Origin of the sequence: Cruoricaptor ignavus, assembly GCF_014961145.1 — a bacterium.
Taxonomy (GTDB): Bacteria; Bacteroidota; Bacteroidia; order Flavobacteriales; family Weeksellaceae; genus Cruoricaptor; species Cruoricaptor ignavus.
This window is the reverse complement of record NZ_CP063145.1, coordinates 1,389,666-1,413,554: the sequence shown is the minus strand read 5'-3', so window position 1 is coordinate 1,413,554 and position 23,889 is coordinate 1,389,666. Positions and strand designations below refer to the sequence as shown.

Below are 23,889 nucleotides of genomic sequence, written 5' to 3'. Positions count from 1 at the left end.
TTAATCGTAAAGTCTAAACTGCCATAATTTTTTGCTTTAAATCTTCTCCAGCAAGCTGCGCATATTCACCTTCTCATCAATGATTCTGCGAAGTTCCGATGCGGAAACTCTTTCTTGCTTCATCGTGTCTCTTTCGCGAAGCGTCACGGAATTATCGCTCAGCGATTCGTGGTCCACCGTGATGCAGAACGGCGTTCCTATGGCATCCTGCCTTCTGTAGCGCTTCCCGATGCTGTCCTTCTCTTCGGAAATCACATTGAAATCAAACTTCAAATCGTTGAAGATTTTTTCCGCAAATTCCGGCAGGCCGTCTTTCTTTACCAATGGTAAAATTGCGGCTTTTACCGGTGCTAATGCAGGCGGCAAAGATAGCACGGTTCTTTCCGAGCCGTCGTCCAATTTTTCCTGTTTCAGTGCGTTGGAGAAAATGGCAAGGAAAAGCCTGTCCAGCCCAACCGAAGTTTCCACGACGAATGGCACATAGCTCTCGTTACGCTCTGGATCGAAGAACTGCAGCTTCCTGCCGGAATGCTTTTCGTGCGCACCCAAATCGAAATCCGTTCTTGAATGGATGCCCTCCAGTTCCTTGAAGCCGAACGGAAATTTAAACTCGATATCTGCAGCAGCATTGGCATAGTGTGCCAGTTTTTCGTGGTCGTGAAAGCGGTAGTTTTCTGCGCCTAACCCAAGTGCTAAATGCCAGTTCAGGCGTTTTTGCTTCCACTCTTCGTAGTGCTGCAATTCTGTTCCTGGCGGCACGAAATATTGCATCTCCATTTGCTCGAATTCGCGCATTCTGAAGATGAACTGCCGCGCTACAATTTCGTTGCGGAAGGCCTTGCCGATTTGTGCGATGCCAAACGGCAGCCTGTGCCGCGAAGTTTTCTGCACATTCAGGAAATTTACGAAAATGCCCTGCGCCGTTTCGGGACGAAGGAAAAGCTCCATCGCGTTTTCCGCCGAAGCGCCGAGCTTTGTGCCGAACATCAGGTTGAACTGCCGTACATCCGTCCAGTTTTTCGAGCCGGTATCTGGGTCGGCAATTTCTAGCTCTTCTATTAAGGCTTTTACATCTGCTAAATCATTGTTTTCCAAAGACTTCGCCATCCTTTCCAGAATTGTTTTCTGCCTTTGGCGATAATCGATAACTTTCTGGTTGGTGCTTTCAAACTGTGCCTTATCAAAGGCTTCGCCGAATCTTTTCGCCGCCTTCTCGATTTCCTTCTGCGCTTTATCTTCCAGCTTTGCCGCGAAATCTTCAATGAGCACATCTGCACGGAAACGCTTCTTGGAATCCTTATTGTCAATCAGCGGATCGTTGAACGCATCTATGTGCCCGGAAGCCTTCCAGGTGGTAGGGTGCATCAGGATGGAAGAATCGATGCCCACTATGTTTTCGTTCAGCTGCACCATCGCTTTCCACCAGTACTGCTTGATGTTGTTTTTCAGTTCGGCGCCATTCTGCCCGTAGTCGTAAACTGCCGAAAGCCCGTCATAAATTTCGGAACTTGGGAAAATGAAACCGTATTCTTTAGCGTGCGACACCACATCGCGGAAAAGATCTTCCTGCTTTGCCATAAATTTTCTGAATTTGAACAAAAATAATCAAAATCCCTGGAAGTATTTTTCCGCTAAAATTCTTCCTCAGAACTTCGCCAAAATTCCAAACTTCAAAACACAAACTTTCCTAACTTTGCAGTATGATTTCACGGCTTTATAAAGCGGCAATTCGGCCGGTGCTTTTTCGGTTTGATGCGGAAGAAGTGCACCACTTCACCTTCTCTGTCCTGAAAAATTTCAATTGGCTGATAAAATTTTTTCTACCGAAACCCATTGAAAATCAGAGACTTGAACGCGAAGTTTTCGGGTTGAAATTTAGAAATCCCGTAGGGCTTGCTGCAGGGTTCGATAAAAATGCGGCGCTGTACAATGAACTTGCCGATTTAGGTTTTGGCTTCATCGAAATCGGCACCGTAACACCGAAAGCTCAACCTGGAAATCCGAAGAAAAGGCTGTTCCGCATTTTGGATGACGAAGGCATTATTAACCGAATGGGTTTCAATAATGACGGCCTTGCAGCGGCGATTGAGAATTTGAAGAAAAATCAAAAAAAAGTGATAATTGGTGGGAATATCGGAAAAAATACTGCCACACACCCTGACGATTACACTGCGGATTATCTGCAATGCTTCGAAGCGCTGCACCCTTACTGCGATTATTTCGTGCTGAATATCAGCTGCCCGAATGTTGGCAGCCACGAAAAATTGGGCGATGTGAATTACCTTCGCGAACTGATTTCGGAAGTCAAAAAAATCAATAATTCCAAGCCGAAACAAAAACCGATTTTGCTAAAAATCTCACCAGATTCTACCAATAAACAATTGGACGAAATCATTGATTTAGTGAGAGATACGAAGATCGACGGCATTATTGCTACCAATACTTCCACAAATCGGGACGGCTTGAAAACACCGAAATCTGAGCTGGAAAAAATTGGAAACGGCGGGCTCAGCGGAAAGCCAATTTCGAAGCGCAGCACGGAAATCATCCACTATCTTTCGGAAAAATCCGGCAGGGCTTTCCCGATCATCGGTGTCGGCGGAATTCATTCTGCCACTGATGCTTTGGAAAAAATCAACGCTGGTGCTACCCTTGTTCAGATTTACACCGGCTTCATTTACGAAGGCCCAAAACTAATTTACGATATTAATAAAAAATTACTTGAAAATTATCAAAGTAATAATTGAGCCAAGGTATAGATTACAAGCCCAACCAAACCGCCAACCAAAGTTCCGTTCACGCGGATAAACTGTAAATCTTTCCCAACTTCCAGCTCCAGTTTTTCCGAAAGCTCTTTGCCTTCCCAATTACCCACCGTTGCACTTATCATTTCACCAACACGATGGCGATTTTTCAGAACCTGCTTGTAGATCGTAGTACGAAGCCACCTATCTATTCGCTGCTGTAACTCATTGTTGTTCTGAAGATTAACTGCAAAATCTCGTATGCTGTTTTCGAAATAAATCTTCATCGGAGATTGCTCTTCCGTCAATAAATCTACCAAGGATTTTTTCACAGAAAGCCAAATATCCGAAGCGTAACTTCCGATTTTTTCTTCCGTTAAGAAATTGGTTTTAAATTTATCAAACTCATCGCTCCATTTCTCTCCTGATGAAACCTCTTCAGCAAAAGTTAGTAATTTATTAGAAATTTCTAATCTAATCGGATGTTCTAAATCCTGCTGAATTTCATCGGCGTAGCGCAGCATTCCGGATGTAATTTTATCGGCAATAGCCCTATCCACAAATTTCGGGATGATGGCATAGCTTTCCTTTTCCACGCGGTTTTGCACCATTTCCCGATTATTTTCGATGTAAATTTTCAGCTCTCTCGTCAAATTGGTGATGAGCTTTTGGTGGTCATCTCTGCTTAAGAAGTAATGAATCATCTGCCCAGCCAAAGCATTGATTTCCAAACGCTTACCAAAATCTATCGCTTTATCCGAAATAAATTTGGACATCACTGCATCATCAATTTTCATAATTAAATCCTTGAAAATTTCCGAACCTTCCTGTACTAGAAATTTCTGATTCTTAGGGTTTAGTAGCCAATCTGCGGCATAGGGCGAAATTTTCAAATTCACAATATAAGGTCGGATACTTTGCGGATTCAAAAAGTTTCCGACCACGAAATTTCCCAAGTTATCACCAATGGCATCCTTCTTTTCCTGGATGAGATTGGTGTGCGGAATTTTCAGTCCCAAAGGATGGTGGAACAGCGCCGTAACGGCGAACCAATCTGCCAAGGCACCCACCATAGCAGCTTCGGAAAACGCCTTCACATAGCCAATCCAGGCACCGCTATTTGATTTTTGCAGCAGCGTCATTCCCACGAAAATTAGTGCCATCAGAACGAACAAACCTGTGGCGAAAGTCTTATATTTGCGCAGGCTTCGGCGCTTTTCAGCTTCAGTCATTTACTTTTGTTTAAATCGAAAATGCGAAAACTCATCATTTATACATTAATGTTTTCGGCGGGAATTTCCTGCTCGCAGCTTCCGCAAAATTCAACCAAAAATAATAAAATCACGATGGATAACAGCAAAAACAACCCGTACTATTCCGAAACGGACACCGCGAAAATTAGCGTGAGCAACGAAGATTGGAAAAATGCGCTTTCGCCGGAACTCTACCGGATTGCCCGTGAAGCCGGCACGGAAAGGCCTTTCACAGGGAAGTACAACGATTTCGATGAAGTGGGTGAATATTTTTGCGCGGCCTGCGGAAATCATCTTTTCAAGAGCACGCAGAAATTTGCTTCCAGCTGTGGCTGGCCAAGTTTTTTCGAGGCGGATAAAAACGGCGTGATTTACCGCCGTGATTCTTCGCACGGGATGGAGCGCATCGAGGTGCTGTGCAAGCGCTGCGAATCGCATCTTGGCCATGTTTTCAACGACGGCCCTGAACCTACTGGCCTGCGCTATTGTATGAATTCCGTCAGTTTGAATTTTAAGGCGGACGAGCAAGAGTAACTAACTCAAAATCAACAATTTAGCAATTTTAAACAAAATCTTAACGGAACGCTAAAGTTTCGTTAAACTCTCTTGTTTTCAAGTTTAAACCTTTGAGATTTTCTAATTTTGCAGCGCTAAATCACTTAACATAATATTTGATGAAAAAACTTTTGGCATCGCTTGCTTTGGTTTCCGCGCTTTCCACCTCGTTCATCAACCGTGAAAATTTTGAAACGGAAACCGTTGAAAACAAGGCAGTTAGCGTAGTAAAGTCAATTTCAGAAATTAAGGAAAATGCGGTTTCTTCCACAGAAATTTTTTCCACGATAGATTTTTCTGGCATCAATCAGCTGAATCCTGAAGTTTTCGAAAAAGCCTACAAGGGTTTCCAGAAATTGAAAGCGGCGGGCAAACTTCCGCAGGAATCTCAGATTCTCAGCATCGTAGATTTTTCGCTATCATCCAATACAAAACGGCTGTGGATTATCGATTTGAATTCCAAAAAAGTGCTGTTTAATTCGTTGGTTGCCCACGGGAAAAATACTGGCGATGAATTTGCCACTAATTTTTCCAACAACCGAAACTCCCTGCAATCCAGCCTTGGATTTTATGTGACGGATGACACCTATTTCGGCGGCAACGGTTACTCGCTGCGCTTGCATGGGATGGATAAGGGCTGGAATGATGCGGCGCTTGAACGGGCAGTGGTGATGCACGGCGCGAAGTATGTGAGCGAGCAGTTTGCGGCGCAGCACAAGAGAATCGGCAGAAGCTGGGGCTGCCCTGCGGTGCCGAGCGAATTGGCGCAGCAAATCATCGATACCGTGAAAGGCAAGCAGTGCCTCTTCCTTTACTACCCGGACCAAAATTACCTTTCCAGTTCGGAATGGCTTTTGTGATTATTTCAAAAATTTAACAGAAAAATTAAAAATCCCTAAATCTTGAGTTTAGGGATTTTTTTTCTCGTAATAAATTTAGCAAAATTTATTTCTTCGTCCTTTTTGGCTTCTTTCCCTTGCCTTTAATAGTAGGATATTTCATCACCATTTCATTGTAAATGCTGTCGTCCATTTCCAGCGCTTTTTCCAGCGCCAACTTTGCATCTTCTTCATAATCAAGAATATACAGACAGTTACTGATTTGGTAGAAAAGCTCTGCGCGGTTGTGAATTTTTATCGCCTGATTTAAAATTGTGATGGCTTCTTCGTACTCGTGCAGCAGCATCAGAACTTCCGAATAAGCGTACCAGTTATAAAATCTTCCAGGCTCAATCTCCACGATTTTCCGCAGGCAAGCAACACTCTGCTCGAACATTCCGCTGTCGATGTACAGGAAGGCAAGCCGCTTCTGAAACTCCACATCGCCTTCGTTCAGCGCCACGGCTTCCCGCGCGAAATGCAGGGCTTCCACTAGCTGCCCGTTCTCTTCGTAAATTGCGCTCTGCTCCATCATCGAAAGGTAAAATTGTGGGTCTTCCACCAGAGATTTCTGGAAGGCTTTCAGCGCCTTCATCGGCTGCTGCATTTCGCGGTAGCACAGCCCGATTTTGTAGTAGGTGTATGCTTTCGTGAATTCTATTTCCAGCAGCTCTTCGTACACTTCTATCGCATTTTCCCACTGCTTCATCGCTTCGTAGCAGGCTGCCTTGTTTGCGTAAACGCCGATGGCATCGCTGTTTATGGCCAAAAGGTAATCAAAACCACGGATGGCTTCCTCGTAGTTTTTCCGGCTGAAGTAGAATTGCCCGTACTCATTCCAAGCCGTTTCCGAAAACGGAAATTGGTTGATGTAGTCGTTTAGGAAATTTATCGCCTCATCGTGCCGCTGCAATTGTGCGTAGCAAAACATAATGTTTTCCAGCGCATAATCGTCCTGCGGTTCGTATTGCAGCGCAAGTTTGTAGTGCTTCAGCGCGTTGAACGGGTCGTTTAGATTTACAAATTCATCGGCGATAAAATTGTGCAGAAAATCTTCTTCCTGCTCAAATTCCAGCGCCTTTTCGCAATACTCGATGGATTTTTGCGGATTGCCAAGGTTGGAATAATACTTCGCACAGCACACGAAAAAATCGGTGCTTTCCATTCCTAAATCGCGAAGTTCCCGAATGATTTTTTTCGCTGCAGGATAATTTTCCAGTTCTAGCAGAACCTCCAATTCCTTGGTTTTCAGCTCGATGGAATTCGGATGAAGTTGCCTTGCAAAATTCACGGCAAGCTCCGCCAGATTAATATCTCCGATTTCCAGATAATAGATGATGATGTCCTCCAGCTCTTCGCTGTCGAAATAAGTTTGCTCGCCGGTTTCCACCATTTGCTCGAACTTTTTCGCGAGCTCGTTTTCAAAAAATTCTTCCAATATTCTTCTAAATCGTCCTTCCCAAAGTTCGAAAAATTTTTACAAACTTCGGAAGACTTTTTTCATTACTCCATACTTTATTATCACTTCAGAATGTCGCCAAACTCCTGATTTTCGCAATCATTGCATCGCCAAGTTCGTCGGCTTCCTGCTGAGTGTGCGCCTCGGTATAAATCCTAATAATAGGCTCCGTGTTAGATTTCCGCAAATGCACCCAGTTGTTTTCAAAATCAATTTTCACGCCATCTACCGTGGAAACCTCATCATTTGGATAGGCTTCCCGCACTTTTGTTAAAAGCGCATCCACATCAATTTCCGGCGTCAGCTCGATTTTTTTCTTGCCCATAAAATACGGCGGATATGTGGCCCTAAGTTCGGAAACCGTCTTGTTTTCCTTCGCTAAGTGTGTGAGAAACAGCGCGATGCCAACCAGCGAATCTCTGCCGTAATGCAGCTCTGGGTAGATGATGCCGCCATTTCCTTCGCCGCCAATTACCGCATTTTTTTCCTTCATCAGGTTCACCACATTTACTTCGCCCACAGCACTTGCAAAGTATTCACAATCAGAGAGTTGGCTTACATCTCTGAGCGCTCTGCTGGATGATAGGTTGGAAACCGAGCAGCCTTTCGTATGCCTCAGCACATAATCTGCCACGGCAACCAGCGTATATTCTTCGCCAAACATCTCGCCGTTTTCATCAATCAGCGCCAACCTGTCCACATCAGGATCCACCACGATGCCCAGGTCTGCATTTTCCTTTTTCACGAGTTCGCAAATGTCCGTCAGGTGCTCTTTCAAAGGCTCCGGGTTGTGTGGGAAATGGCCGTTCGGCTCGCAATAAAGCTCTACGACTTCGCAGCCTAATTTTTCCAAAAGCGGCGGAATTGCGATGCCACCGGTAGAGTTCACCGCATCCAGCACCACCTTGAATTTCTTCGCCTTTACAGCTTCTGCATCCACCAATTTCAAATCAAGAATTTTTTGGATGTGAATTTCAAAGCCCTCATCATTGGTTTCATAGCTGCCCAAATCATCGATTTCAGCAAAGGTAAAATCTTCATTTTCAGCAAGTTGCAAAACTTCTGCGCCAGCTTCTGCATTGATGAATTCACCCTTGTCGTTCAGAAGTTTCAGCGCGTTCCATTGCTTTGGATTATGCGATGCCGTCAGGATTATTCCGCCGTCTGCCTTCAGTTCTGGCACCATCACTTCCACCGTTGGCGTTGTGGAAAGGCCAAGGTCAATCACATTTATTCCCAGTCCTTGCAAAGTTGCCGTGACAAGAGATGACACCATTTGCCCGGAAATTCTTGCATCTCTTCCGATGACCAGCGTTAGATTTTTCCGCTGATTTTTATTCTGAAGCCAGGTGCCGAAAGCTGCGTTAAATTTCACCACATCCAGCGGCGTAAGGTTGTCGTTCACTTTTCCGCCAATCGTTCCGCGGATTCCTGATATTGATTTGATTAAAGCCATGCTTTGTTTAAGATTAGAAGTTTGAAATTGGAAATTTGGATGTTTTCAGCAAATTTACGCAAAGTTCGGATTAACAGTAAGATTAATCCAGCAAAGCGAAAGCATCTGCTGCCGTTTCAAACTTAGCAAAATTTCCTGGGAAATCTTTCAGGGAAAATCAATTACCGCAGCCACAATTATCTTCGCAGCCTCCTTTTTTGCTGAATTTCTTTGGCGAAAAATTCTTGCGGAAAACCCTGAAAATAGCGTAGAAAGCCGACAAGACCAGCAGGCCTACGATGATGTACTGAATGAGCAGAGAAGTTTCCATCATTTAAAAATCTGATAAACCAAAAATGCCGCAATGTAGGCAAGCGCCGTCATCCCCAGCATTTGTCCGGCCGTCCATTTCCAGGATTGCGTTTCGCGGTAAACGATGGCTACCGTGGAAGCGCACTGCATCGCGAAAGCGTAGAAAACCAGGATGGAAAGCCCTGTGGCAAGGCTGTAAATTTTTTCGCCGCTTGGCCAGGTGTCGGCGTGCATTTTCTCGATAAGCTTGGTTTCCGGCGCATCTTCTTCCAGGCTGTAAAGCGTGCTCATCGTGCCCACGAAAACTTCCCTGGCCACGAAGCTTGTGAGGATGCCCACGCCAATTTTCCAGTCGTAGCCTAAAGGTTTTATCGCAGGCTCAATGATTTGCCCTGCTTTTGCCAGGTAAGAATCCTGCATTTCCACATCGGTGGCCACGAATTTTTGCTGGGGCTCGGTTTTCGGGCCTATGAAGCTGAAAAACCAGATGATGATGCTGATGAAGAAAATAATGCGCCCTGCACCGTTGATAAATTCCCACACTCTTGCCAGCATCAGCTTGAAATCTTTCCAGAACATCGGCATTTTGTAAGTCGGCAAATCCATCACCAGGAAAGATTTTTTCCCGGTTTTAATGATTTTATCCAAAATAAATGCAGAGAAAATCGCCGCCAGAAAACCGAGGATGTACATCGCCAGAAGTGCCAGCGCATCGTACCGGATGCCGAGAAAATCTCCGGACGGAATAACCAGCGTGATGATTGTGGTGTAGATGGGCAGCCTGGCAGAGCAGGTCATAAACGGCGTTACAAGTACGGTGATGAGCCGCTCTTTAGCATTCTCGATGTTGCGGGCTGCCATAATGGCAGGTATCGCGCAGGCTGTGCCAGAAACCAGCGGCACCACGCTTTTCCCATTCAGCCCGAATGGCCGCAGAAACCTGTCCATCAAAAATACCGCCCTTGCCATATAGCCGGAATCTTCCAGCAGATACAGGAAAAACATCAGGATGCCGATTTGCGGTGCGAAAACTACAATGCCGCCAATTCCTGGAATTATCCCGTTGGAAACCAGTGAATTAAGCGGGCCCTCTGGCAAATTCTGATGTGCCACGGCTGAAAGCCACGAGAAGCCGTCCTCAATCCAGCTCATCGGAAATTCCGCCATCCAGAAAACCGCCTGAAATAGCATCAGCAGCACGATGCCGAAGATTATATAGCCGAGAACTGGGTGCACCAAGATTTTATCCAGTTTTTCTGTAAGCAGTTCTTTGGCATCTGGTTTTTGGTGGTAAACTTCCGGCAGAAATTTTTCAATGTTCTGATATCGCCTTACCGTTTCCTGCGTTTGTAACCGCCTTGCTGAAAGGTTTTTGGGTAAATTAGTTCCGGAAGCAAATTCCGCCCATTCGTTATAATTTTTCGCGAAAGTATGCTCTGCCGGAATTTCAAACTGCGGTTTTTCGCTGATGCTGAATTCCTGCCGATGTATGGCTTCCTTCAGCGCATCAATGCCCTGCTGAGCTTTGGCATTCATCCCTAAAACCTTCACACCGAGTTTTTCGCTAAGTAATTGTAAATCAATGGTAATGCCTCGCTTTTCCGCTTCATCAGTTTGGTTGATGACTACCAAAAGCGGCAGCCCTAAATCCTGCAATTGCTGAAATAGCAGGAGCCCGCGCTTTAAGTTCAGCGCCTCGATGATGTAAACAATTCCTGAGTAATTCTCTTGATTTTCAAACAGATAGCGTGCGAAAACTGCATCATCTTCCGCCGAAGGATAGATGCTGTAGGCGCCGGGCAAATCCACCACCTGCACTTCCTGATTTCGGTAGGTGTAGTTTCCGCTGAGCGATGCTACCGTAACGCCGGCGTAATTTCCGGTTTTCTGCGTGGTGTTGCACAGCGCGTTGAAAATCGTGGATTTCCCAACATTCGGGTTGCCTACCAGTAAAATTTCCTTCCGTTCCTGCATTGCTTCCGCCGAAACTTTTGGTTAAAGGCTTTCTACCTGTATGTACCGCGCTTCTTCTTCGCGAAGTGCCAGCCTGCTTTTTTCTGTGCCGAATTCTATGTAGAGTGGCCCGCGAAACGGCGCCTGATATAGCACGCGGAATTTTGTGCCGGGCACCAGGCCCATTTCCACGATTTTGCAGGGCATCGTATCCTGCCCATCGTTATAATCGCAGATTTGCCCGAGTTTCTTTTTCGGGAAGCAGCATAGAGTTTCTTTTTTCAGGCTATCCATCGGCTTCGCTTTGGTTGCAAAGTTAGCTAATTTAAATTTAATCTAATTAACGCCTGAGAGAAACCCAAGATTAACGCATAAAAAAACTGCCCACAGGGAGCAGTTGATCAGAATCTTAGTGAATTATTTTCGTTGTTTCTTGGGCTCCGACTGCGTAAGCTCTATCGGGTTGGTGTTGTAGTTGAAGAAATCCTTTGCCATTTTTTCTCTTTCCTTCATAAATTCTGCCACTGTTTTATCCGATCCCGGCATCTTCCTTCCCATCATCTCCGGGGTCATAAATTGGCGGAATTCTGCTAGTGGGTCAGCGCGGAAGGCATTCTCCGCCTGTTCGAATTTTTCTTTGGTGATAATTTTTGGCGTCTGGTCCAGGCCGTATCTTGCATTTATTTTGTCCGCCTCCGTCTGCTCGGAGTATTTCTCTATTTTTCGGTTACCTTTGAGTTCCCAGGAATAATTTTGTTCTGAATCTTCAATCTTCACAATGAGTCCGGGCAGACCGTAGAATTTATAAGGGCCGTCTGGGAAGGGAATGTCAGGAGTAAACCACGCTGTCCAATTGCGGCCCCTGAACTCGGTAGTGGCTTTTTGTGCACTATATTCCCCTATTTTCTGCCTATCTTTTTCCACCTTCCATACAAATTTTACCGGCTCATCATAGGCGAAAAGATTCCGGCTAATATTGTCCGTGTACCGGGTCTGTGTAATGGGGTAATGTTTGGTGATTTTGTAAGTAAACTTCGGCATTGTGAGCATTTTCATGGGATCCTTCCAGGTTTTAGTACGCTCCATTTCTTCCACCGCAGCTACAATTGCGGAGTCCTGCGCAGCAAGTGTATAATCTTTATAGATTGATTTTTCTCCCGTAATGTCCAGCACTGTCATTACTTTCTCCGTACCTTCGGCATCTTTTTTTGGCTTATAATTCAGCTCGTAGAAGAATCTTGTAGCCTGCTGAGCATTTACACCAAGCACAATTGTGAGCAAAATTAGCGTGAGGAATCTTTTCATCTTGTCGGATTTTTTGTTTTTAAATAATATAGTCTTGTAGGTTTAAGAAATATTAGTAACTTTACCCCATTCTTTTTCATAGAATTTTTGGGTTAGTAATGAGGAAAATCCTGCGACATTAGTTGCGGGATTTTTCTCTTTTCCGTGGGTGGTACATTTCAATTATGGATTCATTCATTACATCAAAAATCTTCTGTGGCATCTGCTCTTCTAGCAATAGGCGGTGGGCAGCTATCACTGAAAAGTCTCCGCGAATTGCGGGTCCCGTTTGCACCTTTTTTGGATCCATCGTGTAGATTTTCCCCACGGTTTCCGTAATCAGCGGTAGGAAGTTATCAAAAGCTATGCCGTGATTTTCAGCTATTTCCTTTGCACGGGCGAATAGATGATTTACAAAATTGCAGGCGAATACTGCGGCGAGATGGATATATCTGCGCTGAACGGAATCCGCCAAACTGACTTTATCCGAAATCTGTCCGGCAAGCTTAATTAGTAGTTTTTCGTCCTTCTCATTTTCTGCTTCTACGAAGAAGGGTATGTCACGATAGCTAAGGTTTTTTTCCTTGGAAAAGGTCTGCAGCGGGTAAAACACTGCCTTGCGGTAGCCTCCCCGAAGACTTTGCATAGGCACCGAGCCGGAGGTGTGCGCTACCAGGCATTTTTTGTCTTGGATAAATGAAGACACCTCGGCTATTGCATCATCCTTTACGGAAATGATGTAGAGCTCCGCTTCTGGAAGGCTCTCTGTTGCAAACGGAATATCCAGACTGGCAGAGATTTCCCGCAGCGCAGCCTCGTTGCGCCCATATATCCTATCCACATTTATCCCGCTGGTTTTAAAAGCCTTGGCAAGGTGGTAAGCTACATTCCCGGAACCGATAATGCATATCTTCATTTGCGATGTATGAGCATAGGAAAATCTGCTTCCGCTGCCCAGACTTAATGATAAAACAAAATAATGTTATCTAAGAAGCTGATCAAAGGTATTGCCTTGGCGGATATCCCCCGTGTTGTAGCCGCGCATAAACCAGTCTTTCCTCTGGGCAGAGCTGCCGTGCGTAAAACTTTCCTGGCGTACATATCCCTGCGCTCGCCTCTGGATATTGTCATCTCCCACCGCTTCTGCAGCGGAGATCGCCGCTTCGATATCGCCCGGCTCAATGAAGTTCGTGCGGTCGTTAGTTTTCCTAGCCCAAAGCCCTGCAAAGAAATCCGCCTGCAGTTCTGTCGCTACGGAAACGCGGTTCAACTCTCTTTCAGAATATCTGCCGCTTCTGCGCAGGCGTTCCGTTTGATCCAGCGTACCCAGAAGGTTCTGGACATGGTGCCCGTACTCGTGCCCGAGGACATAGGCCACGGTAAATTCAGATACGCGTGCGCCAAACTTACTCTGGAGCTCATTGAAGAAACTCATATCCACATAGATGGTCTGATCATTTGGGCAGTAGAAAGGCCCCATAGCGGACTGCGCCACACCACAGCCGCTGCTTGTTCCATTCTCAAACATTACAATTTTTGCCGGAGTGAATCTCATATTATTTTCCGCGAAAATTTCGTTCCAGGTATTTTGATTGGCCCCTGCTATCATATCCACAAACCTGTATACCTGTTTTTCCTCCGGCGTCAGCTCGCGGCTTTCCGTCTGGGGCTGCCCAGAAATGCTTGAGCCGAGGATTGCCGACGGATCCCCGCCAAGAAAGAAGACAATAGCCGCGATAATCAGAGTGCCCAGGCCCCCGCCGATTATCATCCCGCCGCCACCTCTGCCGCGCCTGTCGGAAACATTACCGCCGCTGCTTTCGTTTATCCATCTCATATTCAGAAAATTAGGTCTAAATTTATAAAATTTGAGAATTTATTCACAAATATAATTTTATTTGCCAAAACCAATCGGCGACTCTTTCAATTTTACCGCCCGCCTGAATTCCACCATTTGCAGAGCAGTTGCCGCTGCTTCTACGCCCTTGTTGCCCAGCGTGCCGCCGCTTCTGGCGATGCTCTGCTCTTTGGTATCATCAGTAAGCACACAGAAAATGGCAGGGGTTTCCGTTAGTATATTGCAGTCTTTGATGCCCTGCGCCACCGCCGAACACACATAATCAAAATGGGGCGTCTCCCCCCTTATCACGCAGCCGATGGCGATCACCGTATCAAATTTCCCTGTTTTGCAGAGCTGCATTGCCGCATAGCTGAGCTCAAATGCGCCGGGCACTTCAAAGATTTTAATGTTTTCTTTTAAAATTCCTTCTTTTGTAAGAACCCCCACCGCTCCGTCCCGCATCCCGTGCGTTGCGAAGCTGTTCCAGTCAGAAAAAACAATGCCGACAGAAATTTCCTCGGCATTGGCGATATTGATCGGCTTGTAATCGGAAAGATTTACACTTGCCATATTCTAATAATATTTTACCATTTCAATATAGGCATCAGACATACCGTTGTCATAATCCCTGTATTTTTCCTCAATTTTAGAAAAATATTTCTTTGCCGCCTCTTTCTTTTTGGCACTTAGCGAAAGCATCCCTGCCTTTCTTGTGAAATAGCATTCCGTGTAGGGATCGCCGGATGCGGCAATAGCCTTGTCCAAAAGGCTTAGCGCATCTTCCTTTTTGTTCATATTTGCCTTGCAGTCGGCCATTGCGCCATACTTCATCGCCATAAGGATTTTGTTTGAGGATTTAAATTTATCCAGAAGATCGTAGGCTTCGCTGAATTTTCCTTCTCTGAACTTTAGGATTCCGGCATTGTACGCTGACAGCTTGCCCGCATCGGTAGCGGAGTAATTTTCATATGTCCCTATAAAGCCAGGGTTGGCAGAGCCCTTTTTCCCAAGGGCAGCTTTTTCATCTCCTTCGTTCAGGGCTTTTTGCGCTCTCAGGAAAGCCAGGGCCGCCTCATCATTCTTAGGAACGATGACATACTGGTAATAGGCGAAATACCCGATGGCAAGCAGCACAAGCGCACCAATGACTGCGGCAAAAGTTTTTGCGTGTTTCTCAAAAAACTTCTCTGTTTGCAGCGCGTCCCTGTCGAGTTCTTTAAAAAACTCAACCGTTTCTTTGCCCTCTTTTTCTTTTATATCTTCTTTTTTAGCCATATTTTGTAAATGTTTGCAAATGTAAGCAATCGCGGTGAGATTTTTCAGTAATGAAGAATGCTGTAGATTTCTGCCCCGAACCTTTTCAGTTTTTCATTTCCTTTTAAATCATCCAGCTCGATAAGGAAGCTGAACTGCGAGACTACGGCAGACTGTTTCTGTACAAGCATAGCCGCAGCCTCCGTTGTGCCGCCTGTGGCGAGTAGATCGTCGTGGATGAGGACGCGCTGCCCCGGTTTTAGTTGATTTTCCCGCATTTCAATTTCGCTGCTACCGTATTCCAAGTCGTAGACCTGCGATACTACGGGAGGCGGGAGTTTTCCCTTCTTCCTGATGAGGATAAACGGAACCTCTAGTGCCACGGCGATGGCGATGCCGAAAAGGTAGCCGCGGCTTTCGATGCCGCATACCACATCTATTTTCCCTCTGCTGAAGTCTGCAAAGCTTTTGATGACTTCTTCGTACAGTGGTGTATCCAGAAATATTGGCGTGATATCGCGGAACATCACCCCCGCCTTGGGAAAGTCAGGGATAGTTTCTATGCTTTCCGCGAGTCTGTTGCGGAGAACTTTATCTGTCATTTAATTGATTTTGTAGCTTGAGATTTTCCAGTTTCCATTTACATTCTTCAGCCCGAAGGTTACCTTGAGAGGAGTTGTATTTCCCTCCTTGTCGGTAGCCTCGTAGCTGGCATTTACGGTTGCCGCATTACCGCTTACCGTGGGCTTCCCGATGCTTTTTATAGAAATATTTTTCACCCCTCCGAAGCCTGATGCAGGGTTGGCAAAGGCTTCATAGGAACTCCACGCAGGGTTGTCGGCATTTCCATACGCACCTCTGAAATTCTGATCATTGAGATTTTTCAAGAATGCCTCTACAGTACTTCTCGGGTCTCCTGCCGGATTTGTGTTTCCCTGCTGCCGGAGGGATTCCTCGGCATCGTTTACCGGCCTGTTTTCTTCAACCTGCTCCGCCAGCCTTTCATCTTTTTTTACTGTAGCGGAATCAGCATTCGCTGGCGGAGTTGCCTTTAGTGCCGCAGAGTTTACAGGAACACCGGTTTTCAGCATACGGAAGGTTTTTTTGGTAGTTTTTACGGAAATTGTGATGTCAATGGCATTATCTAAAACTTTTGAAGCAGGAATTCTGTCTAGCCGAACATTAAAGCCCTGAAAGTCACTGTCCTGCATAAGGCTTTTCATCGTGAGAAGCCTGCTGCCGCCACTGCTGACTTCCATCTCTGCCTCCAGTGCGGCTCCAGTAAATTTAATAGGATTTCCTCCGCTGTCCACAAGTCTGGGGATAATTTGATATGCTTTTGGCCCTACACCGGATTCTATGGAAAGTGGCTCTACCTCAATGCTGAGACCCGCTGCCTTGATATCATTAGGATCGTACTGAGCCGGCGCCTCATTACCAAAAATATTCATAGAGCCAAGAGATGGCGGCCCGTCGCTACTCCAAGTAATATTGTGGGATGCTGCGACCTGATCTGCCATAGCAAATATTTCTTTTACACTTTTGCCATCGAGCATTTTTGCTAAGCTGTTCAGTTGCTCCTGATCGTTTTTCCCATCCGTTCCGAAAGTTTTCAGGATGTAAAGAGCCTCGTTAAACTTAGTTTGCTGCAATGTATTCAGTGAGGAAGACATATCATTTATACTCGCCTGAAAAGCCTGCGGCGTGGTACCATCCACATTATCTTTCTTGCAGGACAGAAGAAATACAAATGCGGCTGCTAAGAATAGGTTAAACTTTAGTTTCATACTAAAATATTTTGTGCTAAAATAAAAAAACCCGGCAAGAAATGCCGGGAATTATTTCTATAGTTTAATCAGAAAGGGTATTCATAGATGATAGACTCGTGAAGGTATGGGTTTCCTGTAGGGATTAGCTTCAGTTTTGCAAGCCCATTCATCACCACGAAAATAAAAGCGCCCGTGAATAAAAGTATAGACCCGAAAACCATAAGGATCATAGCTGGATCCCGCCAGTATGGCCCCACCGTCCCCGGCATCACCATATTGAAGAAGTCAACAATGTGTCCAATGATTACAATAACTGCCATAGCGCCTACCACTGCGTAATTTCTCTTAATGCTGGAAGAAACCATTACCATCAGAGGGATTAAGAAATTAATGATGAGCATCGGCAGGTAGGTTACTCCATAGTGATCAAATCGCCCTTTGAAATAGTTTACCTCCTCCGGAATATCGGCATACCAGTAAAGCATAAACTGAGCAAACCAGGTATAAGCCCAAAGCATGGATGTAGCGAAAAGATATTTAGCCATATCATGCAGGTGGTTGTCGTTAAATTCAGGCAGGGCGCCGGTTTTCTTTAGATAAATACAAAGCAGCGTGATTACCGCCATACAGGTTGCAAGATTGCTTACCATGGCGTTCCAGATGTACATGGTAGAATACCAGTGTGGATCGATGGTCATCAGCCAGTCCCAGCCCCAGGCTGCGGAGCAAAAACCGAAAAACACGATATATCCTACTGACCATCTGTAAAGATTCTGATATTCTACTGCAGACTTGGTTTCATCAACTAGTTTGGATTGCTTCCTTAGTTTCCAGGCAAAGAAACTTGCACCCAGCACATAGATCAGATTTCTGATAATATAGCCTGGAATATTCAGAAACTTGCTTTTTTCATAAATAAGCTCATCAAAATGGTCGCTTTCAGGGTTTACAAGCTCAGGATCCATCCAGTGGAAAAGATGACCGATGTGAGTCACATTCAGTGCCATTATAATCAGCAGCACAGCGCCTGCAACAGGGATGAAGTATGAAACAGCCTCCATTACCCTGGTAATGATGATAGACCAGCCAGCGTGTGCCGCATGCTGAATGCAATAAAAAAAGAGTACGCAGCACGCAGTACCAAAGGCAAATACCGCCATAAAATGCAGCGACGCCAAAGGTTGATTGCCAACCTGGGTTTTTGCGTGATCCAGGTGTGCGGCGTGATCCTGTGGCCCCGTCATCTCGCTTGAGTGTGTTGGCGCCGTATGCCCAGACTGATGTACGGCTTCCATCATATGTTCAATATGGCCTGCATCATAGCTCCGGTTAATGAAAAACCCAATCAAAAAAAGTAGCAATCCAGCTGCAAGAGTGATTAGGGAGATAGATTTTAATTTAGGTGAAAACTTATACATTACCGAAATTATTTTAAATCATTAGTAGTATTAGCGGTTGCGTCTGCCTCTGCCTGATTGTTATTATCTTCTGGAGCCCCTGCAGGCTGAGCTGTATTTCCAGCTTTAAAGGCACTCATTACATACATAGCAACTCTCCACCTGTCTCCGGGAGTAAGCTGCCCGGCGTAGGATCCCATAGCGTTGCGGCCATGAGTGAGAACATAATGAACGGAGCCTACTGTAAGCTCTCGATCTGCATAATTGGGAACTCCGGAATATGCTCCGCTCTGTACGATTGGCCCCTGTCCGTCGCCAGCTGACCCGTGGCAAGCCGCGCAAGTATATTCGTACATTTTCTTCCCTCGTTCTATATCCTTTTCTTTATTGCCATCAAACAACGGAGAAGCAGTTATTGATTTCGATGCTTCGTAGCCTGCATTATATTCATCTGGATTGGATGGCAGCTTATCTTCAGCGAGAATTCCATCCGCGTTCCTGGAAACGGTTCCCGCAACTGCTTTCAGCGCAGTGGCTCCTTCTTGAGCGATGAAAGCGGGGATTTCGTTTTCATGTTTGGAATAAGGGTCTTCTGCTTTTTGCAGCGGATCATAGGCGACAGGGTAGTACATATCAGGAAAGTACTGCAGTGGCGGTTTCGAACTGTCGCTGCAGGATGTAAGTACCAACGCTCCTAAAGCTATTGAAAACGGTATATTCAGAAAATTAAGTTTCATCTTAAGCGTCTTTTACAGTTATTTCTTCAGCACCGGTTTCTACGAGTATCTGTTTGATTTTTTCAACATCTCCTCCAACGAACTCTACAAGGAACTTATCATCGGTAGTCCTCGGATCAGGGTTTTGAGCCGGCGCTAGTGGGTACATTCTATTTCTGATGAAAAATGTCCAACACATCAGGTGGGCAGAGCAGAAAACCATAAGCTCGAACATGGGAACAACGAATGCCGGCATATTGTGTGCCCAGTCGAACGCTGGCTTACCGCCGATGTTCTGCGGCCAGTCGTGGTTCATTGTATACCAAGTTACCAACCCTCCTATCAGCAAGCCATATATGGCATAAAGGAAAGCAGCGTCGGAAATCCTGGTTTTACGAAGACCCAATGCTTTATCCAGCCCGTGTACCGGAAAAGGTGTATAAACTTCATTGATCGCGATGCCCTTTTCGTTGCAAGCTTTTATACCCTGCATCATTTCATCATCGTCTGCGTAAAGCCCGTAGATTATTTTATTAGTGTTCATGGTGCTCATCTCCTTCTTTAGCTTTATAGGTTTCACCAGATATTTTAAGTATGGATTTCAGTTCAGCCTGCGCAATCACGGGGAATGTTCTTGCATAGAGCAGGAATAGGACTGAGAAGAACCCTATGGTTCCCAGATATACGCCCACATCAATGATTGTAGGCTTAAACATCGTCCAGGAACTTGGTAGATAATCTCTGGAAAGATTGATTACGATAATGTCGAAACGCTCGAACCACATACCGATATTAATTACCAAGGCAATCAGGTAGGTCGCAATAATGTTGGTTCTCACCTTTTTAAACCAGAACAATGCCGGGATTATAAGGTTGCAGATTATCAGTGCCCAGAAAGCCCACCAGTAGGGTCCAGTAGCTGCACCCGGGGAAAGGTAAGTGAAATCTTCAAACCTTGAGCCGGAATACCACGCAATGAAATATTCCACTGCATATGCAACAGTAACCATACCTCCGGTAACGATAATTACGATGTTCATAATTTCGATGTGATACATTGTGATGTAATCTTCAAGGTGGCAAACTTTCCTGGCAACCAGCAGCAGCGTCTGTACCATTGCAAATCCTGAGAAAATAGCACCGGCAACGAAATATGGTGGGTAGATGGTAGAGTGCCATCCTTTAATTACAGATGTTGCAAAGTCAAATGATACGGTGGTGTGTACCGAGAATACCAGCGGTGTTGCAAGGCCGGCCAGCACAAGTGACACCTCTTCAAATCTTTGCCAATGTTTAGCTTTTCCTCCCCACCCGAAAGCCAGGAAGGTATAGATTTTCTTGGTGAAAGGTGTCTTAGCCCTATCGCGGATCATAGCAAAATCCGGTATAAGCCCTACAAACCAGAATACTGTGGATACTGAGAAGTAGGTAGAAATAGCGAATACGTCCCAGAGTAGCGGCGAGTTAAAGTTAGTCCAAAGGGAGCCAAACTGGTTTGGCACCGGGAATACCCAATCCCCAAGCCAAAGCCTACCCATGTGGATTAGCGGGAAGATTGCTGCCTGGACTACTGCAAAAATCGTCATTGCCTCTGCAGAGCGGTTTACAGACATCCTCCATCTCTGCCTGAAGAGCAGGAGTACGGCAGAAATCAGCGTACCGGCGTGGCCGATACCCACCCACCATACGAAGTTAGTAATATCCCAACCCCAGTTTACTGTCCTGTTCAGGCCCCAGGAGCCGATACCTGTGCCCACTGTATAGGCGATGCAGCCAAAGCCATAGATGAACAAAATCAGTGCGAGCGTCATTGAGATCCACCAAAGTTTGCCGGCCCTCTCCTCTATTGGCCTGGCAATATCCTCAGTGATGTCGTGATAAGTCTTATGACCAAGAATTAACGGTTCCCTAATCGGTGCTTCGTAATGTGACATTTCTAAGCTCTTAATTGTTTAAACATTATTTTCTTCCCTTCTGTTTCTTACCTTGGTATGATAGAAGACATTTGGCCTTGTGCCGATTTCCTCCAGCAGGTGATATCTCCTGTCGCTCTTATAAAGCTGGCGTACAAGAGATTCTTTATCATTCATATCTCCAAACTTCATAGCCCCGGATGGACACGCCGTGGCGCAAGCTACGGAATTCTGGAATTCGCTGTCCGCGACTCTTCTGCCTTCCTTCTTGGCTTCAAGAATTGTAAGCTGTGTCTTCTGGATGCACATGGAGCATTTCTCCATTACCCCCCTGGTCCTTACTACCACATCCGGGTTCAACACCATACGGCCAAGGTCGTTATTCATGTTATAATCGAACTTATCATTCAGATTGTAAGTAAACCAGTTGAATCTGCGGACTTTATACGGGCAGTTGTTAGCACAGTAGCGAGTACCGATACATCTGTTGTAAGCCATTTGGTTCTGCCCCTGCTTACCGTGTGAAGTTGCCGCCACAGGACAAACGGTTTCGCAAGGCGCATGGTTACAATGCTGACACATTACGGGCTGGAATATCACATCAGGATTATCCGCCGGATGGTTCAGTACGCCAGCCTCTTTGCTGAAGGCGTTCCCATACATATCAGGAACATTCATACCTTTGTCAAGTGCGTCTTTCACCTTAAGTTTTTCGCTGGAGGAATAATATCTGTCTATCCGCAGCCAATACATATCGCGGGACATACGCACCTCATCCTTTCCTACTACAGGTGTATTATTCTCTGCCTGGCAGGCAATCACGCAGGCTCCGCAACCGGTACAGGCATTGAGGTCTACAGAAAGGTTAAAATGCGGACCGTCCGTATCATCCCACGCATCCCAAAGATCAATTTTATCAGCCGGAGCCGCACTAGTAAGTGTATGATACTCTATTGGCTTATTCCAGCCTTTCTTAGGATCATCGTATTTGATATTGATGAAATCATCTAGGGAAACTTCTTTGGCAATATCATATCTTCCCATCAGGGTATTCTGCAGCTGCATCCCGGCAAATTTATGTTTCCCGCCGGCTTTTTCAATTTTTACATTTGAAACTGCAAAATTAGAACCGTCGAAAAGCGGGTAAGCATTTATCCCTGTCTCGGCAACTTTTCCTGCGCCCACCTGACCATAGCCAAGGGCAAGACCTACGGAGCCATCTGCCTGGCCCGGCTGTATAAATACCGGCACATCTTTCAGCGTAATGCCGTTTGCGGTAATGTTCACTCTGGATCCATCGAGCTGCATCCTGCCGTTTAGCGTATTTTCCAATCCTAAGCGCTCGGCATCTTTAGGAGATACCGTTAAATAATTATCCCAGGACATCCTTGTAATAGGATCCGGCAACTCCTGAAGCCAAGGGTTATTGGCCTGAGTACCGTCTCCCACGCCCGTTTTGGTGTAAAGCATGAGTTCCAGCTCAGATGGGCGGAAAGCGCTCAGCTCGGAAATCGCCTGTGCTGCATTCCCTCCGGTATAGCTTAGCCCTGCGGCAGCAAGCTGACCATTGTAGCCATCGTACAATGCTTTGTTGAAAGATTTGCCACCTAAATATTGAGCCGAATTTGCTTTGAGATAATCGTAATAATTATTCGCCGGATTATTTTTTCCGTTTATCCAAACCAGAAGGGATTCCTCTATCTGCCTGGATTTGAAAATTTTTTGAATCGTAGGCTGCATAAGGCTATACACGCCGCTCGCAGGCTGAAGGTCGCCCCAGGATTCCAACCAGTGCGCTGCTGGTATTATTGCTTTGGCAGTTGCTGCTGTTTCGTTTTTCTTATCCGCAACGGCGAGTGTGTACGGCACTCTTGCAACCGCATCTTTAAATGTACGGCCTTTGGCAGCAGTATATACCGGATTAATATTATTTGTAATAAGAACCCCGACCTGACCTGACTGCAGCCAAGTTAAAAATTCTGCGTAGCGCGCACCGTCAAATTCCTTAAGATAATTTGCAGCTCCGGTAAAAGCAGCTGACCCAAGTCTCTGATTGATAAGGTGAGAAAGTACAATAGCCGCCTTCGAGCCGTCTGCGAAAACTACTGCCCTACTGCCCTTAGCCTGTAGTTCTCTGGCTATGGCTGCTGCATTTTTGTCGGAAGTTCCGCCGCCAGAGATCGCATTGTAAACTTCCACCAGCGTCCTATATACTGCGGATGGCTTCAGTCTGTAGCGGGTATCAGCATTTGCTCCGGTGAGTGACAGGTTGGACTCAACCTGAATATGTCTAAGCATACCGGCGCCTGGCTGTCGTGCCTCCGCATAAGATTTTGATAACGACTGAGCGTTGAAATCTTCCAGGAAATTCGCACCGAAAGACACTACCAGTTCAGCGTTTTTCAGATCATAAACCGGGAGTGCCCTTCTGCCGAAAACTTCCTGTGCGGCATCAAGGTTTGCAGCATACGACACGGGATCGTAAGTTACAAGCTCTGCATTAGGATATTTGGTTTTAAAATCTGCGAAAAGTTTTTTAAATGTAGGGGAAGGGAATGATCTTGAAACGAGAACAATCCTCTTTCCTGATGCCTGAGCCTCAGCAAGGCCTTTAAGCATATAATCATCTACTGCATCAAAGGTTGCATCTTTTCCGTTTAATTTTGGCTGTTTCAGCTTATCATTATCATATAGGGAGAGCACGCTTGCCTGAACGCGGGCATTAGTAGTTCCCCACTCCCCAGCTGCAGGATTTGCTTCAATTTTAATTGGCCTGCCCTCGCGAGTTTTTACAAGAACGCTGGCAAAATCGTAACCATCAAAATGCGTTGATGCGTAATAATTCGGAATCCCTGGAATAATGTCGTGAGACTTTACAACATACGGAATTGTTTTTATTACCGGAGACTCGCAGGCAGCTAATGAAACTGCCGCAGTTGAGAATCCTAAAAGTTTCAGAAAGTCTCTTCTGGAAGTAGCGGAAGTGCTGAGCTTTTCATCAGCTAAAAACTCATCTACCGGAATCTCGTTCTGAAACTCCTTCTGAGCCAGCTTCGCATTCAGCTCAGGATCCTTTAGCTCGTGAATACTTCTGAAGTGTATTTTGTTGGAAGCCATTTATACTTCT

22 protein-coding genes are annotated in these 23,889 nt (G+C 45.6%); 3 read left to right on the top strand and 19 right to left on the bottom strand.

Annotation, left to right across the window (positions count from 1 at the left end; translation table 11 throughout):
- Positions 1-36: 36 nt before the first annotated feature.
- Positions 37-1,578, bottom strand: coding sequence for a glycine--tRNA ligase (locus IMZ16_RS06885; protein ID WP_193439428.1), 1,542 nt, complete (start codon positions 1,576-1,578; stop codon positions 37-39).
- Between the two features lie 122 nt (positions 1,579-1,700).
- On the opposite strand from IMZ16_RS06885, the gene IMZ16_RS06880 reads away from it, so the two are divergent.
- Positions 1,701-2,747 (top strand): quinone-dependent dihydroorotate dehydrogenase, encoded by a 1,047-nt coding sequence (locus tag IMZ16_RS06880; RefSeq protein ID WP_193439427.1) that lies wholly within the window; start codon positions 1,701-1,703, stop codon positions 2,745-2,747.
- Here the strand turns inward: IMZ16_RS06880 and IMZ16_RS06875 are convergent.
- Positions 2,732-3,976: a DUF445 domain-containing protein gene (locus IMZ16_RS06875; RefSeq protein ID WP_193439426.1), complete on the bottom strand. Its 1,245-nt coding sequence runs from the start codon at positions 3,974-3,976 to the stop codon at positions 2,732-2,734. The genes IMZ16_RS06880 and IMZ16_RS06875 overlap by 16 nt on opposite strands.
- Positions 3,977-3,997: 21 nt before the next feature.
- Here IMZ16_RS06875 and msrB point away from each other — a divergent pair, with 21 nt between their 5' ends.
- On the top strand, positions 3,998-4,531 hold the full coding sequence (msrB, locus tag IMZ16_RS06870; RefSeq protein ID WP_193439425.1) for a peptide-methionine (R)-S-oxide reductase MsrB: 534 nt from the start codon (positions 3,998-4,000) through the stop codon (positions 4,529-4,531).
- 140 nt (positions 4,532-4,671) lie between these two features.
- Complete coding sequence (locus IMZ16_RS06865) at positions 4,672-5,412, top strand: murein L,D-transpeptidase catalytic domain family protein (protein WP_193439424.1); 741 nt, start codon at positions 4,672-4,674, stop codon at positions 5,410-5,412.
- Between the two features lie 85 nt (positions 5,413-5,497).
- On the opposite strand, the gene IMZ16_RS06860 is transcribed toward IMZ16_RS06865, so the two are convergent.
- The 17 genes from IMZ16_RS06860 to IMZ16_RS06780 all read right to left on the bottom strand — a co-directional run bounded on the left by IMZ16_RS06860 (position 5,498) and on the right by IMZ16_RS06780 (position 23,879).
- Complete coding sequence (locus IMZ16_RS06860) at positions 5,498-6,868, bottom strand: tetratricopeptide repeat protein (protein WP_193439423.1); 1,371 nt, start codon at positions 6,866-6,868, stop codon at positions 5,498-5,500.
- A gap of 88 nt (positions 6,869-6,956) precedes the next feature.
- Positions 6,957-8,345, bottom strand: coding sequence for a phosphoglucosamine mutase (glmM, locus tag IMZ16_RS06855; protein WP_193439422.1), 1,389 nt, complete (start codon positions 8,343-8,345; stop codon positions 6,957-6,959).
- Positions 8,346-8,502: 157 nt separating this feature from the next.
- A complete protein-coding gene (locus tag IMZ16_RS06850) occupies positions 8,503-8,658 on the bottom strand; it encodes a hypothetical protein (protein WP_193439421.1) in 156 nt (51 codons plus the stop codon).
- Complete coding sequence (feoB, locus tag IMZ16_RS06845; protein ID WP_193439420.1) at positions 8,655-10,610, bottom strand: ferrous iron transport protein B; 1,956 nt, start codon at positions 10,608-10,610, stop codon at positions 8,655-8,657. Before feoB ends, IMZ16_RS06850 begins: the two co-directional genes overlap by 4 nt.
- A 21-nt stretch (positions 10,611-10,631) precedes the next feature.
- Positions 10,632-10,883, bottom strand: coding sequence for a FeoA family protein (locus tag IMZ16_RS06840; RefSeq protein WP_073179903.1), 252 nt, complete (start codon positions 10,881-10,883; stop codon positions 10,632-10,634).
- A gap of 123 nt (positions 10,884-11,006) precedes the next feature.
- Entirely contained in the window at positions 11,007-11,894 is an 888-nt protein-coding gene (locus IMZ16_RS06835) for a GLPGLI family protein (RefSeq protein ID WP_193439419.1), read from the bottom strand.
- A 118-nt stretch (positions 11,895-12,012) separates the two neighbouring features.
- A complete protein-coding gene (locus IMZ16_RS06830) occupies positions 12,013-12,789 on the bottom strand; it encodes a Rossmann-like and DUF2520 domain-containing protein (protein ID WP_193439418.1) in 777 nt (258 codons plus the stop codon).
- Between the two features lie 66 nt (positions 12,790-12,855).
- A complete protein-coding gene (gene ypfJ / locus IMZ16_RS06825) occupies positions 12,856-13,710 on the bottom strand; it encodes a KPN_02809 family neutral zinc metallopeptidase (protein ID WP_073179908.1) in 855 nt (284 codons plus the stop codon).
- A 57-nt stretch (positions 13,711-13,767) separates the two neighbouring features.
- Complete coding sequence (gene ribH, locus IMZ16_RS06820) at positions 13,768-14,283, bottom strand: 6,7-dimethyl-8-ribityllumazine synthase (protein WP_193439417.1); 516 nt, start codon at positions 14,281-14,283, stop codon at positions 13,768-13,770.
- A 3-nt stretch (positions 14,284-14,286) separates the two neighbouring features.
- The gene (locus IMZ16_RS06815; RefSeq protein ID WP_193439416.1) at positions 14,287-14,988 is read right to left on the bottom strand and encodes a YfgM family protein; all 702 of its coding nucleotides are present in this window, start codon (positions 14,986-14,988) and stop codon (positions 14,287-14,289) included.
- Positions 14,989-15,032: 44 nt separating this feature from the next.
- Positions 15,033-15,569: an adenine phosphoribosyltransferase gene (locus IMZ16_RS06810; protein ID WP_193439415.1), complete on the bottom strand. Its 537-nt coding sequence runs from the start codon at positions 15,567-15,569 to the stop codon at positions 15,033-15,035.
- Positions 15,570-16,754, bottom strand: a complete 1,185-nt coding sequence (locus IMZ16_RS06805; RefSeq protein WP_193439414.1) for a hypothetical protein — start codon at positions 16,752-16,754, stop codon at positions 15,570-15,572.
- A 68-nt stretch (positions 16,755-16,822) separates the two neighbouring features.
- Positions 16,823-18,154, bottom strand: coding sequence for a quinol:cytochrome C oxidoreductase (locus IMZ16_RS06800; protein WP_193439413.1), 1,332 nt, complete (start codon positions 18,152-18,154; stop codon positions 16,823-16,825).
- A gap of 8 nt (positions 18,155-18,162) precedes the next feature.
- On the bottom strand, positions 18,163-18,870 hold the full coding sequence (locus IMZ16_RS06795; RefSeq protein ID WP_193439412.1) for a c-type cytochrome: 708 nt from the start codon (positions 18,868-18,870) through the stop codon (positions 18,163-18,165).
- Position 18,871: 1 nt separating this feature from the next.
- Positions 18,872-19,393, bottom strand: coding sequence for a DUF3341 domain-containing protein (locus IMZ16_RS06790; RefSeq protein WP_193439411.1), 522 nt, complete (start codon positions 19,391-19,393; stop codon positions 18,872-18,874).
- Positions 19,383-20,783: an NrfD/PsrC family molybdoenzyme membrane anchor subunit gene (gene nrfD / locus IMZ16_RS06785; RefSeq protein WP_193439410.1), complete on the bottom strand. Its 1,401-nt coding sequence runs from the start codon at positions 20,781-20,783 to the stop codon at positions 19,383-19,385. Before nrfD ends, IMZ16_RS06790 begins: the two co-directional genes overlap by 11 nt.
- 18 nt (positions 20,784-20,801) lie before the next feature.
- Positions 20,802-23,879 (bottom strand): TAT-variant-translocated molybdopterin oxidoreductase, encoded by a 3,078-nt coding sequence (locus IMZ16_RS06780; RefSeq protein ID WP_193439409.1) that lies wholly within the window; start codon positions 23,877-23,879, stop codon positions 20,802-20,804.
- Positions 23,880-23,889 lie beyond the last annotated feature (10 nt).